This window comes from Blastopirellula retiformator, from assembly GCF_007859755.1.
In the GTDB taxonomy this organism is placed as follows: Bacteria; Planctomycetota; Planctomycetia; order Pirellulales; family Pirellulaceae; genus Blastopirellula; species Blastopirellula retiformator.
Genome location: NZ_SJPF01000001.1, coordinates 1,441,077 through 1,455,148 on the forward strand (window position 1 = coordinate 1,441,077; position 14,072 = coordinate 1,455,148).

Here is a 14,072-nt window from a genome sequence, read left to right on the forward strand (position 1 = left end):
CGCTTTGGGCTGGGCGTTACTACAGCGAAACGGCGACCGAGCCGGTTTCGCTCGGCATCAAGTCGAGCAATGCGTCCAGTTCGGCGGCGCTGGGACCTTGTTGAACGGGCTGGGGCGCCGGCAGCGAAACCTGGTGGAGGTTGGGCGAAAAATCGAGCGGCGGCGCGACGTGCGGCGTCGCGACGACCGACGGAGTCGGCGGGCTGGGGGGCGATGCCCCTCGACCGTTGTAAACGAGCACCGCAGTCATCAGCGCTACCGGCAACATCCAGAGCAGCGCCGTCCAGGCGGAAGGCCCACGTGGCGGGGCTGCCAACTCGGCGCGCTGGGCCCGCTCGGGCTGCAGCAGTTCGCGCTGCACGCGATCGGCGCGGTGCGACTCGTCCAGGCGGAGCGCATCGCAGCGGAGCTGATCGCCCAGCATCAACAGGTCGTCAGGCAACGCGGCGGTTTCCCACGCCTCGTCGGTTAGGTCGACTTCCGGCAATTCGACTTCGGGCAAATCGTCGTCAAAATCGCCGGGATCAAAAATTCGGGGTTCAGATGGCATCGGATCGTGAATCTCCAAGTTCGCGAGGAACCTCGCGCAGTTGGCCGGGGCTTTCGGCAACTAATTTTCTGAGGGTACCCAATCCATGGAAAATTCGACTTTTGACCGTTCCTAAGGGGCAGCCGAGGATGTCGGCGATTTCCTGGTAGGGGAGTTCTTCGCCAAAGCGGAGGACGATCGCCTGACGTTGGCCATCGGGCAGCTCGGCCGCGACGCTCCAGAGGCTCCGTTTCCATTCTTCCGATACCACCGGCACGTCCGCTGCGGCGGCAGCGGCCGACGTATCCTGCCGTTGGGCTAGTTTTTCGGTTTTTTCCTGATGCATTCGCCTTTTACGACGTAATCGGCGCTCCAGGTTGAGCAGGATTCCGTACAGATAGGTGTAGGGACTACTGCGTCCTTCAAACTTGGTCGGGTCATTGGCGACGATCAAAAAGACTTCCTGTGCTAGATCGTCGGCATCCCAGGCGTTGCCGCACATCAGCAGCGCCGCCCGGTGGATCCGGTCGAAATAGAGGGAGGTCAGTTGTTCGACATCAAGTCCGCGAATTTTCATGAAAAATTTTTCTTGAAGTTCGACTGGTCAGCGAGGGGAATCCAAGGCGGGGTTATGCCGCAAGGAATCGATTTAACGGTATATTAACGCCCTAAGAATCACTCCCGCCTGGATCAGCCATGGGACTTGGTCCAAAGTCGCCATACACAAGCTTAGTGCCCTCCCCACGGGCGTAAGTTCAAATACGCAGGCAGATTGCGTAACCTGCCCCCTTCCACGGCGTCAAAAGAGAAGCATTTGCAAGTAAACCAATGCTGTGCAACACTTTAGCCAAAAGCGGTTTGAGTTTGTCGACATGCTAGTACAATCGTTGAATATTTTGCAGATCGCATGAATTGCGCAGGCGACGGAAACCCCCAATCTTTCCCGTTGTCTTAAATCGGCGCGTGTTTATGTGTTATTGTTTTTCGCAACTTTGCTGTCTCCACCTTAGATAGCCCCGCCCCAGGAGTTTGGCGACTTTGAATATTCTACTCGCCAGCAGTGAGGTATACCCGTTCGCCAAAACCGGCGGCTTGGCAGATGTCTGCGGTTCTCTACCCCTGGAGCTGCGTCGTTTGGGCCAAGATATCGCGGTCATCATGCCCGCGTTCCGACAATGTTTTACGTGCGGGCAGCCGATTGAAGAGCTGCCAATCTATTTCGACCTGCCGATCGGAAGCAAGGTCGTCAGCGGCCAACTGCTAAAGAGTTATCTGCCCGATACGGATATCCCGGTCTATCTGGTCAAGAACGACGAGTATTACGACCGTCCTCAGCTCTATCGCGAAGACGGCGAAGACTATCACGATAACTGCGAGCGATTCGTCTTTTTCTCGCGGGCGATCCTCGAAGCGATCCGACTGCTGCAACTGCCCGTGGACATCGTCCATTGCAACGACTGGCAGACCGGACTCGCCCCCGCCTACTTGGATATTGAGTACGCCGCGACGCTGGGCTACGAGAAAGTCGCCACGTTGCTGACGATTCACAACATGGCCTACCAGGGCAATTTCTGGCACTGGGACATGGTCCTGACCGGGCTCGACTGGAAGTACTTCAACATGCATCAGATGGAGTTCTACGGCCATCTGAACTTCATGAAGACCGGTATCGTCTTCGCTGATTCGATCAGCACCGTCAGTCCCCGCTACGCCCAAGAGATTCAAAGCAGCCCGCTTGGTTGTGGGCTGGAAGGAGTGTTGCGAGATCGGGCCAACGTCTTGTCGGGCGTCGTCAACGGCGTCGACTACGACAAGTGGGATCCGAAGACCGACGACGCCATCGCGGTCAACTTTGATCTTTCCGACTGGGAGATGGGCAAGCCGGCCTGTAAGAAGGCGCTGCAGCAAGAGTTCAATTTGCCGACCGATCCCCAGGCGCCGGTCATCGGCATGGTCGGTCGAATGGCGGATCAAAAGGGATTTGACCTGGTCGCGGAAGTGATTCAGGAATGGGCTCGTACCAAGAACACGCAGTGGGTCATCCTCGGCACCGGCGAACCGGGGCATCAAAATCAGCTTTCGCAACTTGCCCAGCAGTATCCCGACAAAGTCGGCGTGAAGGTCGAGTTCTGCGAAGCGAAAGCGCGTCGCGTTGAAGCGGGCGCCGACATGTTCCTGATGCCAAGCCTCTACGAGCCGTGCGGCTTGAATCAGCTTTATAGCCTGAGGTATGGCGCCGTGCCGGTGGTCCGCGAGACCGGCGGTCTGGCCGATACGATCACCGACGCCGACGAAGATAGCCTGGCGGCCGGAATGGCCAACGGTTTTACCTTCCGCGAGTACAGCTCGCACGCGCTGGCCGACATGCTGCAGCGAGCCTGTCGCTTGTATCAGCAAGACAAGCCGACCTGGAAGAAAATCGTCGAGAACGGATTGGCCCAGGATTGGTCGTGGAAACGCTCCGCCGCCGAATACGTCCGTCTGTTTGAAGAGACGGTCGCCCGTAAGCGGGCCAAAGTCGACGACGGCAAAAAGAAGCGGTAGCGCACTTCGCTCTGTTGCTGTAGGATGGCCGCGATCGCGACCTGGATCGCGGCTGACCTCAGATAGATTCTCAAGGATGCGCAAAAGAGTCGTATGAGCGAAATTCGCCGCGAACCTTTGTTGGGCTACGAAGTCGTCATCGCCGCTCGCCGCGCCGAGCGCCCTCATCAATGGGATCATGCCGTCCCACCGGCCAAGAATCTCGATTGCCCGTTCTGCGAAGGCGCCGAAGCTTCGGCCCCGCCGGAGCTATGGGCGGCCCGCTCGGCGGACTCCGCCCCCAATGGCCCTGGCTGGCAGGTCCGCGTCGTGCCGAATCGCTTTCCGGCGTTCGACATGTCGGGGGAGCCAAGCGAAACGCACCCGGACGATCCTTTCTTTCCCAGTCAGTCGGCCCACGGCTGGCAGGATGTCGTGATCGAATCGCCGCAGCATCTGGCCGGCTTTACCGATCTGCCGGCCGAGAACGCCCGGCTCACCTTCGTCGCCTACCAAGCGCGGATGACCGCGTTGAAAGAGGAGGGGAGGTTCGGTTACGCGCAGGTCTTTAAGAATGTCGGCCCTGCCGGCGGAGCTTCGCTGGAACATAGTCATAGTCAGATTATGGCGACCGAGGGAACGCCGAGGCAGGTGCAACAGGAACTGGACGCCAGTCGCGACTACTATCGCCAGCATGGTCGTTCGTATTGGAGCGAACTGATCGAACGCGAACTGGCGGCGGCCGAGCGGATCGTCTACGCCGATGACGAGTTCGTCGCGTTCTGCCCGTTCGCCTCGCGAGTGCCATTGGAGACCTGGATTTTGCCGCGGCGAGCGTGTAGCGATTTTTGCGGGGTCGATCTTGCTCGATTGGAACAGCTTGCCCAGCTTACTCAGCGCTGCCTGGCGCAGATCGAAAAAGCGTTAGAATTCTCGGCTTACAACTATCTGATTCACACGTCACCGTTTGACATAAATGCGCAGGACTACTATCACTGGCGTTTAGTGATTTTGCCGCGCGCAACGACGCAAGCCGGTTTTGAGTGGGGAACAGGGATGCTCGTCAATCCCGTTCCGCCTGAACGAGCTGCGGAGATGATGCGATTGGCGAAGTAGGATCGGTCTGGCCGATTCGTTAAACCGCAGTCGTCTTCCTCTATCTCTGCAGCGACCAAGCGATGAGCAACTCGATCCGCCTCTGCCTTGTCCTTCACAATCACCAGCCGATCGGCAATTTCGACGGGGTCTTTGAGCAGGCGTATCAGGACAGCTATCTGCCGTTTCTGGACGTCTTTGATCGCTTTTCGGACGCGATCAAAATTGGGCTGCATACCAGCGGGCCGTTGATGGAATGGCTGGACCAGCATCATCCCGAGTATCTCGATCGCCTGGCTGCACATGTTCGTTCGGGCCGCATCGAGATCCTTGGCGGCGTCTTCTACGAAGCGATCATGACTATGATCCCGGGCCGCGATCGGGTTGGCCAGATTCGCAGCTACACCGAGTGGCTCGAGAATCGTCTCGGCGCAACGATCAACGGCATGTGGATGCCAGAGCGGGTCTGGGAGCAACAACTCACCAGCGACATCGCCGAAGCCGGCATTCGCTACACGCTGCTCGACGATTTTCATTTCAAGAACGCCGGCGTCCAGCAAGACCAACTGTACGGCTACTACGTCACCGAAGAAGCGGGGCAGGTTCTCTCGATCTTCCCCGGCAGCGAGCGGATGCGGTATCTGTTGCCGTTCGCCGAGCCGCACGAGACGATCGACTACCTGCGCGGCGTCGCCGACAATCATCCCGGCAGCGTCGTCGTCTTTGGCGATGATGGCGAGAAGTTCGGCACGTGGCCCGATACCAAGGCGCACGTCTACGATCGCGGCTGGTTGCACAACTTCTTTACCGCGCTCGAAGCGAACAAGGACTGGCTCCACACCACGACGCTTTCAGAATCAATCGAAGCGCTGCCGCCGGTCGGCAAGGTCTTCTTGCCGGAAGGAAGCTATCGCGAAATGACCGAGTGGGTGTTGCCGGTTTCGCAGCAGGTCGCTTACGAAGACCTGGTGCACGAACTGGAGCACGAGCCGAACTGGCCTCGCATCAAGCAGTTCGTCCGAGGCGGCTATTGGCGGAACTTCAAGATTCGCTATCCCGAAACCGACGAGATGTACAGCCGCATGATGTCGGTCAGCAAGCGGCTGGATCAGGCCCGGCGTAACAAAGATGCCGATCAGGGCGCGCTCGCCTACGCCCAGACTGAGCTCTATCGCGGCCAATGCAACTGCAGCTATTGGCATGGCGCGTTCGGCGGCGTTTATCTGCCCCACCTGCGTAACGCCGTCTACAACCACCTGATCGCTGCCGACAATATCATCGACCTGGCGACCGGTCAGCAGGTTCCGTTTGTCGACGCCGAGGCGGCCGACTTTAACTTTGACGCTCGCCACGAGGTGAAGCTGGTCGACGAAAAGCTGCTCGCCTTGTTCGCTCCGTCGCAAGGCGGCATGTTGTACGAACTCGACATTCGCACCATCTGCCACAACTTGTTGGCGACGCTCACCCGCCGCGCAGAAGCGTACCACCGCAAAGTCTTGGCGGGTCCCTCCTCGGCTGGCGGCGAAGTCGCCAGCATTCACGACCGGGTCGTCTTTAAACAAGCCGGGCTCGACGAACGCCTGCAGTATGACGACTATCCCCGCAAATGCCTGATCGATCACTTCTTTGATAACGACGTCCCCGCGCAGCAAGTCGCTGGCGGCGAAGCGATGGAGCGAGGCGATTTTGTCCATGGCGGCTACGAGGCGAAGATTCGCCGCAATCCCGATCGCATTCAGGTTCAGATGAGCCGCGAAGGGAACGCGTGGGGCGTGCCGCTGAAGATCACCAAGGGGGTCACCATGTCGGCCGGCAGTTCGACCTTGGAGATCGCCTATCTGATCGAAGGGGTGCCGCAAGATCAGCCGATGCACTTTGCGGTCGAGATGAACTTCGCCGGCATGCCGTCTGGCGCCGACGATCGCTTCTTTCATCAAGGGGGCGAGCGCTTGGGACAACTGGGGCAACGGTTGGATTTGCACCAGGTAACGACGTTTGGCTTGACCGACCAGTGGCTGGGCGTCGACGTTCGTTGGGAGGCCGACCAGCCGACCAGTATCTGGACCTTCCCGATTGAAACGGTCAGCCAGTCGGAGGGAGGCTTTGAACTGGTTCACCAAAGCGTGGCGATGATGCCGCATTGGTGGATCCAAGGAGACAAAGAAGGGCGCTGGAGCGTGACGATGAAGCTGGATATCGACACGACCCTGGCCGAAAGTCGAATGCCCTCGCAGGAAGTTGCGGCGACGACGTAGTTATCCAGCTTTTTGGGGCGGAGTAACGACGATGGTTTCTGCAGACATGATTGCCAGTTCGCTCACGACGCTGTTGAGCGAGTCGCTGGAAGGGGGCAACCCCGCAGGTAGTTGGTTTATCAATCGCGATGACCCCGGCCTGATTCGGCTGCTTCATCGTTATTCCGCGCTCGAGGCGTCGACTCCTCCGGCGCCGGGCCGCAAGTCGATCGTCGCCCATGCGGCGCATCTGCAATATCACCTCTCCTTGATCGAGGCGACGCTTGAAGGTTCTCCGGACGCCTTCGCCACCGCCGATTGGTCGGCCGCCTGGCAGGTCGAGGAGATCCGCGACATGGAGTGGCACGCGATGATCACCGACATCGAGCGCATGGGGAGGCTCTGGCTGGCGGCCTGCGAACAGCCGCATGAGTGGAACCAGATGATGTTGACCGGCGCCTTCGCCTCGGTCGCGCACATCGCGTACCACATGGGTGCGATCCGCCAGATCGCCTAGGGGGAAAGTCTTTACGTCGCCGCTGCGGGCGGTTACACCGAAGGAAACGCAGCTGCGCCGCCCGCCTTGAAGTCCCTCTCGGAATCGTACCTCATGAGCCAGTCTTCCTCTCACGCCGATCGGCGTCAGTTTCTTACCCAGATGTCGAGCCTGGCCGTTGGCGCCGGCGCGACGACGGCGATGGCGACGTCGGTCGCAGCGGCCCGAGATCGCAGACGCACCTTATCTGATCGTCTTTCGCCAAATTCCGCTGTGGGGCCTGCCGGGGGATAACCCGGGCGATACCTTGGACGGCTATGCCAGCTATTGCCGACAGGCGAAAAAGGCGTGGCATCCACACTTGGCGAAGGCGGGCGCCCAACTATTGCTCTGCGGACATACCCATCGCTTTCGATGTGACGAGCCGACGCATGAGCGGGCCTATCGACAGATTGTCGGCGGCGGACCGAGCTTGAGCAGCGGGACGATCATGCGGGGCAAAGCGGACGACAAGCAGTTGATCGTCACGGCGACATCGTTGGCCGGGAAGCCATTGGGCGAGTGGAGAATCTCGCCGCGGCGGGGATGATTCCCAAACCGCGAATCACTCGAAAGGAAAAAAGGTGGCCGCTAACGGCGACCACCTTTCTTAATGCTTTTTCATTTAGCGAGAGCGACGCATCGCTTTGCGTTTCTCTTTGACGTACTCCAAATGGTGGTGCACGTGATTGATCGCATGCAACACCAGGTGGCGGAGGGTCAAAGTGCCCAGTTCCCGAAGCGTCGCTTCGCGGTTCCAGGCGTCACGCGGCAACAGGCGTAACGTACGGGCCATTTGCCGGCGAGTCGCGTTGATCAGCGACAGCTCTTCGTCCAGATTGTGATTGGCGTAGTCCATGGCGTCGTTGTAACGAAAGCCGTCGACTTCAATCAACTCCGGCCGATCGGTCGCCGCGGTACGCTTCATCCGGTCGGCGAAAAATTGCTCGCAGTCGGCCAGGTGGCAAACGACCTCAAGCGTGCTCCACATGCCATCTACCGGCGTGGCGGTGATTTCCTCTTCGGTCATGCCGGCGATCGCGTCGCGGATTTCGGAAGGGCCCTTTTCGTAAGCGTCGATCAATTCCTCGATCGAGAACTCCTCGTGCTTTGGGGGCGCGGGAGCGAGTGTGGTAGGCATTTTTTGTTGGTGGGTAGTGGGGCGGATCGTCATCGATCGGCGCCGCAGGTATCATATAGCGAATAGTACATCATTTTTAATCTACGGCTGTAATTCAAGGTTGGCCGTAGAAATTCTCGGCAATTGAGGGATTCCGCAGATGTTCGTGCGAACACTTTTGTGCGTATTGTGCGTTTCTACGCCTTTGTTTGCGCACGACACATGGGTCGAAACCAACTCCAACGTGATCCGAACCGGAGACGCGATTTACGTCGATCTCAAACTCGGGAACCACGGCAATGATCATCGCGATTTTAAACTGGCGAGCAAGATCGATTTGACCGGCTGTCGGCTGCGAATTGCGGACCCTAGTGGTAAGGAATTTGACCTTATTCCCGAGCTGGTTGACGTCGGTTATGCGCCCAAAGAGGGATACTGGAAAGGCAAATTCGCGGCTGCGAAACCTGGCCTCTATCTCGTCACCCACACCCTGGACAAAGTCGTCAATCACGGCCATCCAGTTCGTACTCGCAAAAGCGGAAAAACGTACTTCCTTGTTACAGACAGTTTGGACAAAGTCCCGGAAAACGTGCCTGGCTACGACAAGCCGCAGGGACACCCGCTCGAACTTGTGCCTCAGGTTAGTCCGGTTGCGCCGATGGGACCGGGGCAACTGATCACCGTGCAATTGCTACTTCACGGCAAGCCTTTGGCCGATACGGTCGTCTCGTTCGTGCCGCGTCGTCAAACCTTGAAGCCTGGCTTTGACGAAACGTATGAGCGTAAGACCGACGCCCAGGGGATCGCTTCGTTCACGCCGACCACCGGCGATCAGTACCTGGTGGCGGCGCATCATCATGCCCATGATGAGAAGACGGTCGACTACGATGAGACCGCTTACTCGGCGACGTTGACCATCTTTGTGCCAGAACTCTGCCCTTGCTGCAGCGAGTAGGCGTTTCGCAAAAACTCAGACTGGATTGTTGATGACCGCAAAGAAGTTTCGCCTGGCCGCGGATCAGATCGAATCGCTCGTCGAAGGAGAGGGTGGCTGCATCGCGACCGACCGGATCACCGTCGACGGCCACTCGGTTGGCTATATGTATCGCGAACCACCCGAGAACGCCGGCGATAGCGGCTGGCGGTTTTTCGCTGGCGACGAATCGGATGACTACGTCAACACCGCCGCCAACCTGGAGGTCTACGACGTCAACACGATCGCCAACTACGATCGCGACGTGATCCCGCTACTGGCGTCGCCAATCGGCAGCGCCTATGCCCGCGAAGGAGCGGCAGGAGAACTGATCGCCGTCGACAGTCCCTTTGAAGCGGACGAACTGCTCCATCCTGACTTCCCTATTCTAGAGGCAGGCCCCTGCGCGCTGACCGACCGTTGGTCGATCGACTTACCGCTGCGTCTGAACAAGCGGATCGAGGAAGATGGCCAGATGGTCCTGTGGCGCCCCGGCGTTACGATCTACGCCAGCTGTTGGGGAATCCCAGAAGAGTACGACTCGTCGGCCGAACTGCTCCGCGACCTGACCGCCGAACGCGATCCAGCCGCATTCGACTACCAAGAGCTGAAAGAGGGGAAACTGCTGCGGATCGCCTATCGCCTGACCGAAGATCAGGACGGCCTGGAGGTCCATTCCCTCTACTGCTTCGTCGCTGATCCGGACGGGTATGTCCATTTGTCGATCTATTTTGACAATCCGGAAGCCGCTGAACTGGCAGTGGCGCTGTGGAAAGGGATTTCCTCATCCGCCGCGTGAGTGGATTGGAGCGGAGTTTGGTCGATTGGTCCGCTCTGATTTTCGCCGAAATTTGCTTGCCGAATTGCCTCGATTTTTAGTATAAAAGTGTACAGGCATGCCGTGGACTTGTTCCATGCGCGTTTCTCAAGGATCGTAGTGACGCCGGTACGTGGAGACGTGCTGAGATCTTGCCAGCCTGTCGGCTTTCTCCCACAGTCAGGAAGGGATGAAAAGTCGACCCGATCGTCGCGCAAATCGCTCTGCGAAATAAGGGAGAACTTGCGCGCTGATCGAAGCGACCCGCCGGCGAACACGAATCGCTGTCGGTAATGGTGGAGTTTCTCCCCGAGCGCGTTGCAAGCCGTTGCAACTGCGATACCGGTGCGCGCCGATGGTCCATTGGAGAGCGAAATCAGGGGCGAAAAAAATTTGTCGCGGTCCAGTCCACTATCTCGACGCAAAAAAACGCCGCGGTCCGGTCCAGTTTTCAGCCTCGCGCAAAAAAAATTGAATCGTCCGGTCCAGTTTTGGAACGGTGCGTCTGGACGCACCGCGAACCTGCGATAGAACGCTTTTTCGCCAACGCGTGGAAACGCATCGGTATTTGCAGATTGCGTTGCCACGCGAGGTTGTTGTGGTGCGCTTGGGCTGTGGTTCCTGGTGCGTCCAGACGCACCCTACAGAAAAAAACGAAACGGTCCGGTCCAGCCGGTCGTCAATTACTCGTTCGTTGACAATTCGCCGGGGCGGAAGGGAACATCCGCGCACAAAAAAAGGCGCGACTGATCGCGCCCCGTTGATTTCAATTTTCCGCTTTCAGCTTTTCTTCCCTACGGCAGTTCGCGAATCCGGATGTTGCGGAACTCGATCGGGCTTCCTTCCGATTCCAGGCAGAGATAGCCCGTGGCCGGCACGGCGTCTTTGCCGCCAGAGACTTCTTCGCCATTGACCCACAGGCGGACTTCGCCGTTGATCGCCCGGACGTAGTAGTGGTTCCACTCGCCGACGCCTTTGCTCAGTTCCTTGGAAGGAAAGCTGCGCAAGCCGTTGGGGGAGAGCGGCGGGAAAGGTTTCAGCTTCGACTTGCCGACTGCGAAGATGTCGCCGTTGGTACTGAACCAATCGCCTTCCTTGCCGGTTGACTTTTTGTAGGCGTCTTTGTAGCCATGATCGAGAATTTGCACTTCGATGCCGCCCGCCGGCAAGCCCGGCTTGGTCAGCTTGTCGACTTCGGCCGGAATCGTCCAGACGAAGCAGCCTGAGTTGCCGGCCGATTTGAGGTGCTTCCACTCAAGTACGAGTTCAAAGTTAGTGAACTCTTTTTTGCTCCGCATCACGCCGACTGGTTGGCCGGTGCACTGAATGCCGCCGTTTTTGAAGGTCCAGGTATCGTCGTAGCAATTGACGTTTTGAAAGTCGGCTTCGCCCAGCGATCGCCAACCATCGCCGGTTCCGTCGATGGTCGCTTTGGGAAGCGATGTCGACGACGGCTCTTCGGCCGCAGCCAGGCCAAGGGAAAGAAGCGAGAAAGCGAACGCGGCGGTGATTTTGGAGGTGATGTTCATGCCGCCAGATTAGGTTGACCAGACGCCGCTTGCAAGCTTTGGCAATGGATTTGCCCATAGGCGCAAACCAGTGACCAGTTCGGCCGATTGCAGCCGCGGCTAGAGCCCGGCCTCGTTGGCGGCTGGCTCGACTGGAGATGGCGGCGGTTGATACTCGATCTTGCAGTCAGGCAGGGCTTGTTTCAGCTGCTCATATCCTTGTGGCGAAATGGCAGTTTCACGGAGGTCCAGTTCGGTGAGCTGTTGCAGTTGCGAAAGAACGGGAACGGCCGCGTCGGTGACTTGAGGAAATTGGAGCGTTAGCTTACGCAGGTTTTTGGCGACGACCAACGGCTGGAGGTCGCTGGTCAGAAGTTCGTTCGGAGCGTCAATCGCGATTTCGCGCAGCTCGATCGTCTGGTCGGTTAGTTCATCGCCATGGCGATAGGTTTTGTCTGGCGTTTGGATGCTCGCCCCTTCCCACGAGAGGGCGTAGTTGGCCAGTTGGAAATCATTCCAGGTTTCCGTCGATTTGTATTCGCCGGTCGGCACATCCGGGAAGCCTGACCAGAGGACCGTTCCGTCGGGCGCAGTGACCTTCAGGTTTCGCCAGCGGGTCGGCGTGTTCTGCGTTCCCAAGCCGATCATGCCGCGGGGATGCGAATCGTCGCGGCAATCGAACAGGAGCTTTCCATCGACAAAGCAGCGAATATGGTTGCCGCGAACTTCAACCTTTTGCGAGTACCAGCGGCGGAACTGATGTTCGACGCCATACGGCAATCCGATCCGCGCCCAATTTCCCTGGACCCGTTTGGTGACGTCGTTGATCGTGCCGCCATAGCTGCCGGTAATGAAGACGCAGTTGTTGACGTAGGATTGAGCGCGGAAGAAAAGTGCGCTCCCTTCCGACTTCGGTCCGGCATACAAGCCGCGCGCTTCGACCGAGACGTCGTAGTCGGTCCAGTTACGCGAGCCGAACAGCAGGACCGCTTTGCCTGGCTTCCGTTGCACAAGCTCGTCCCCCTCCATTTCCCAGTCGCCAATGCCGCCGGCTTCGCCGCTGAAATAGGGCTCGCGACTGACTGGCGCGTCGTCCGCTTGCGGTTGCAGATGATAGGCCGGTGGATTTGCCACAGCGCTCTGCGGTCCTTCCTGAGTGACCTTGACAATTTGTCGTCCGTTTTGTGCGATCGTCACCAGTTGGCGACCGACCGGCTGGCCATCCTTCAGCGCTTGCAGTTCGTATTTGCCAGGACTCAAACGAAGTTCCTGTACGCCTGGCGTTGAGATCACCAGATCTTCGCCATCAAGTTGGACGCTGACGCCGGGATCGTCGATCTCAACGACGAGCGTACCGGTACTGGTAAACAGGTGGATGACCGTTTGCGAGATTTCGGTCACGCCTGCCGCTTCGCTCCAGCCAACGCCGAGAACTGCGGCCAGCAGAAGTGCGACCGCCGCGACCAGTGGCCATCGATTACTGGTGCGGCGATCGCGACTTCTTGGATCGGAAAGCGTGGACGGAACGCGTTTGGCCGGCTGAGGAAGACTTCCGACCGACGCCAGTTGACGCTCGAAGTCGCTCAGCTGTTGGGCGACTTCGGCCGCCGAGGTATTACGATCGGCCGGATCCTTGGCATGCAGCTGGGCGATGACGTCGGTCAGCGACGCAGGCACATCGGGGATGATCTCAGCGATGTTGCGCGGCTCAGCCTCGATCACCCGCTTCAAGACGGCCATCGTGGTCGAGGCGCGAAACGGCGGTCGGCCGCTGCACATCAAATAGAGGACGCCTCCGAGACTAAACAGATCGCTGCCGGGGCCAAGCGTTTCGCCGCGTGCCTGTTCCGGAGACATGTAGAGCGGAGTGCCGGCGATGACGCCGCTTTGCGTAATGCTGGCGTCGTCGGCCGTGCGAGCCAAGCCGAAGTCGGTGATCTTGATGCGACGAGAAGTGGAGTCGAGCAAGATGTTGTGCGGCTTGATGTCGCGGTGGATCAACCCTTTAGCATGCGCCGCCGAGAGACCCTCGGCGATTTGGCGACCAATCAGCAAGGTGTCGGCAAGATCCAGCGGACCCGTTTCGTCAATCCGATCCTGCAGCGTTCCGCCCGCCAGATACTCCATCACCAGAAACGGCAGCGGTTCGTCCTCGACCGCATGGATGCTGACGATGTTTTCATGAACCAAACTGGCGGCCGCCCGGGCTTCGCGGAGAAAACGCTTTCGCGCCGGCGAAGTCGCGGCCAGCTCGGGCGCCATGACCTTGACCGCAACGATCCGCTGCAGCTTGGAATCAAACGCTTTCAGGACGATGCCGCAACCGCCGCGTCCCAGGACGTCCAGCACTTCGTAGTGTCCCAACAGGCCCAGCGAATCAGGCCGCGAGGAGGGGAGCAGGAACGAAAGATTTACGTCGCCTCCGGGCGAATCGAACCCGTAACTGGTCGGCGCCGAGGCGTCGAAATCGTCGTCGGCACGGTATTGTCGCATCGCCGGAACGTCGAGAAATTCGCCCGACCGCTGGTGCGCTGCGAGCAGCGATTCGACACGTTGACGAAGCGCGTTGTCGTCACCGCAAGCTTGGCGAAGGAATTCGCCGCGCTCTTGTGGGTCGGCAATGTCCAGCGCGTTGGAGAAGATCGATTGTTCGTTCATGGGCGTTACGATCGGGCCTTCGGATTGGCGATGAAGGGAAGGTGTGGCCTACAGTAACGTGCGAAATTGGCCGGGCGTCG

Annotated in this window: 12 protein-coding genes; 7 read left to right on the plus strand and 5 right to left on the minus strand. The window is 58.9% G+C overall.

Features of this window, described 5'->3' with window-relative positions; genetic code table 11:
* Positions 1–19 precede the first annotated feature (19 nt).
* Positions 20–550: a hypothetical protein gene (locus Enr8_RS05955; RefSeq protein ID WP_146429664.1), complete on the minus strand. Its 531-nt coding sequence runs from the start codon at positions 548–550 to the stop codon at positions 20–22.
* Positions 540–1,106 carry an RNA polymerase sigma factor gene (locus tag Enr8_RS05960; RefSeq protein WP_146429665.1) on the minus strand — a complete coding sequence of 189 codons (567 nt, stop codon included), beginning with the start codon at positions 1,104–1,106 and terminating at the stop codon, positions 540–542. Before Enr8_RS05960 ends, Enr8_RS05955 begins: the two co-directional genes overlap by 11 nt.
* A 461-nt stretch (positions 1,107–1,567) precedes the next feature.
* Here Enr8_RS05960 and glgA point away from each other — a divergent pair, with 461 nt between their 5' ends.
* The 5 genes from glgA to Enr8_RS05985 all read left to right on the plus strand — a co-directional run bounded on the left by glgA (position 1,568) and on the right by Enr8_RS05985 (position 7,466).
* Entirely contained in the window at positions 1,568–3,073 is a 1,506-nt protein-coding gene (gene glgA, locus Enr8_RS05965) for a glycogen synthase GlgA (protein ID WP_246119956.1), read from the plus strand.
* 93 nt (positions 3,074–3,166) lie between these two features.
* The gene (locus Enr8_RS05970; RefSeq protein WP_146429667.1) at positions 3,167–4,168 is read left to right on the plus strand and encodes a galactose-1-phosphate uridylyltransferase; all 1,002 of its coding nucleotides are present in this window, start codon (positions 3,167–3,169) and stop codon (positions 4,166–4,168) included.
* A 62-nt stretch (positions 4,169–4,230) separates the two neighbouring features.
* On the plus strand, positions 4,231–6,402 hold the full coding sequence (locus tag Enr8_RS05975; RefSeq protein WP_146429668.1) for an alpha-amylase/4-alpha-glucanotransferase domain-containing protein: 2,172 nt from the start codon (positions 4,231–4,233) through the stop codon (positions 6,400–6,402).
* 31 nt (positions 6,403–6,433) lie between these two features.
* Positions 6,434–6,898 (plus strand): hypothetical protein, encoded by a 465-nt coding sequence (locus Enr8_RS05980; protein ID WP_146429669.1) that lies wholly within the window; start codon positions 6,434–6,436, stop codon positions 6,896–6,898.
* A 157-nt stretch (positions 6,899–7,055) separates the two neighbouring features.
* Positions 7,056–7,466 carry a hypothetical protein gene (locus Enr8_RS05985; protein ID WP_146429670.1) on the plus strand — a complete coding sequence of 137 codons (411 nt, stop codon included), beginning with the start codon at positions 7,056–7,058 and terminating at the stop codon, positions 7,464–7,466.
* A gap of 75 nt (positions 7,467–7,541) precedes the next feature.
* Here the strand turns inward: Enr8_RS05985 and Enr8_RS05990 are convergent, their stop codons facing one another.
* Positions 7,542–8,057, minus strand: coding sequence for a DinB family protein (locus Enr8_RS05990; protein ID WP_186767456.1), 516 nt, complete (start codon positions 8,055–8,057; stop codon positions 7,542–7,544).
* Between the two features lie 139 nt (positions 8,058–8,196).
* Here Enr8_RS05990 and Enr8_RS05995 point away from each other — a divergent pair, with 139 nt between their 5' ends.
* Positions 8,197–8,991 carry a DUF4198 domain-containing protein gene (locus tag Enr8_RS05995; protein WP_146429672.1) on the plus strand — a complete coding sequence of 265 codons (795 nt, stop codon included), beginning with the start codon at positions 8,197–8,199 and terminating at the stop codon, positions 8,989–8,991.
* Positions 8,992–9,022: 31 nt separating this feature from the next.
* Complete coding sequence (locus tag Enr8_RS06000; protein ID WP_146429673.1) at positions 9,023–9,808, plus strand: DUF2185 domain-containing protein; 786 nt, start codon at positions 9,023–9,025, stop codon at positions 9,806–9,808.
* Between the two features lie 812 nt (positions 9,809–10,620).
* Here the strand turns inward: Enr8_RS06000 and Enr8_RS06005 are convergent.
* Together Enr8_RS06005 and Enr8_RS06010 are read right to left on the minus strand one after the other, a co-directional pair.
* Positions 10,621–11,355: a 3-keto-disaccharide hydrolase gene (locus tag Enr8_RS06005; protein ID WP_146429674.1), complete on the minus strand. Its 735-nt coding sequence runs from the start codon at positions 11,353–11,355 to the stop codon at positions 10,621–10,623.
* A gap of 99 nt (positions 11,356–11,454) precedes the next feature.
* Positions 11,455–13,992: a protein kinase domain-containing protein gene (locus Enr8_RS06010; protein ID WP_146429675.1), complete on the minus strand. Its 2,538-nt coding sequence runs from the start codon at positions 13,990–13,992 to the stop codon at positions 11,455–11,457.
* Positions 13,993–14,072 lie beyond the last annotated feature (80 nt).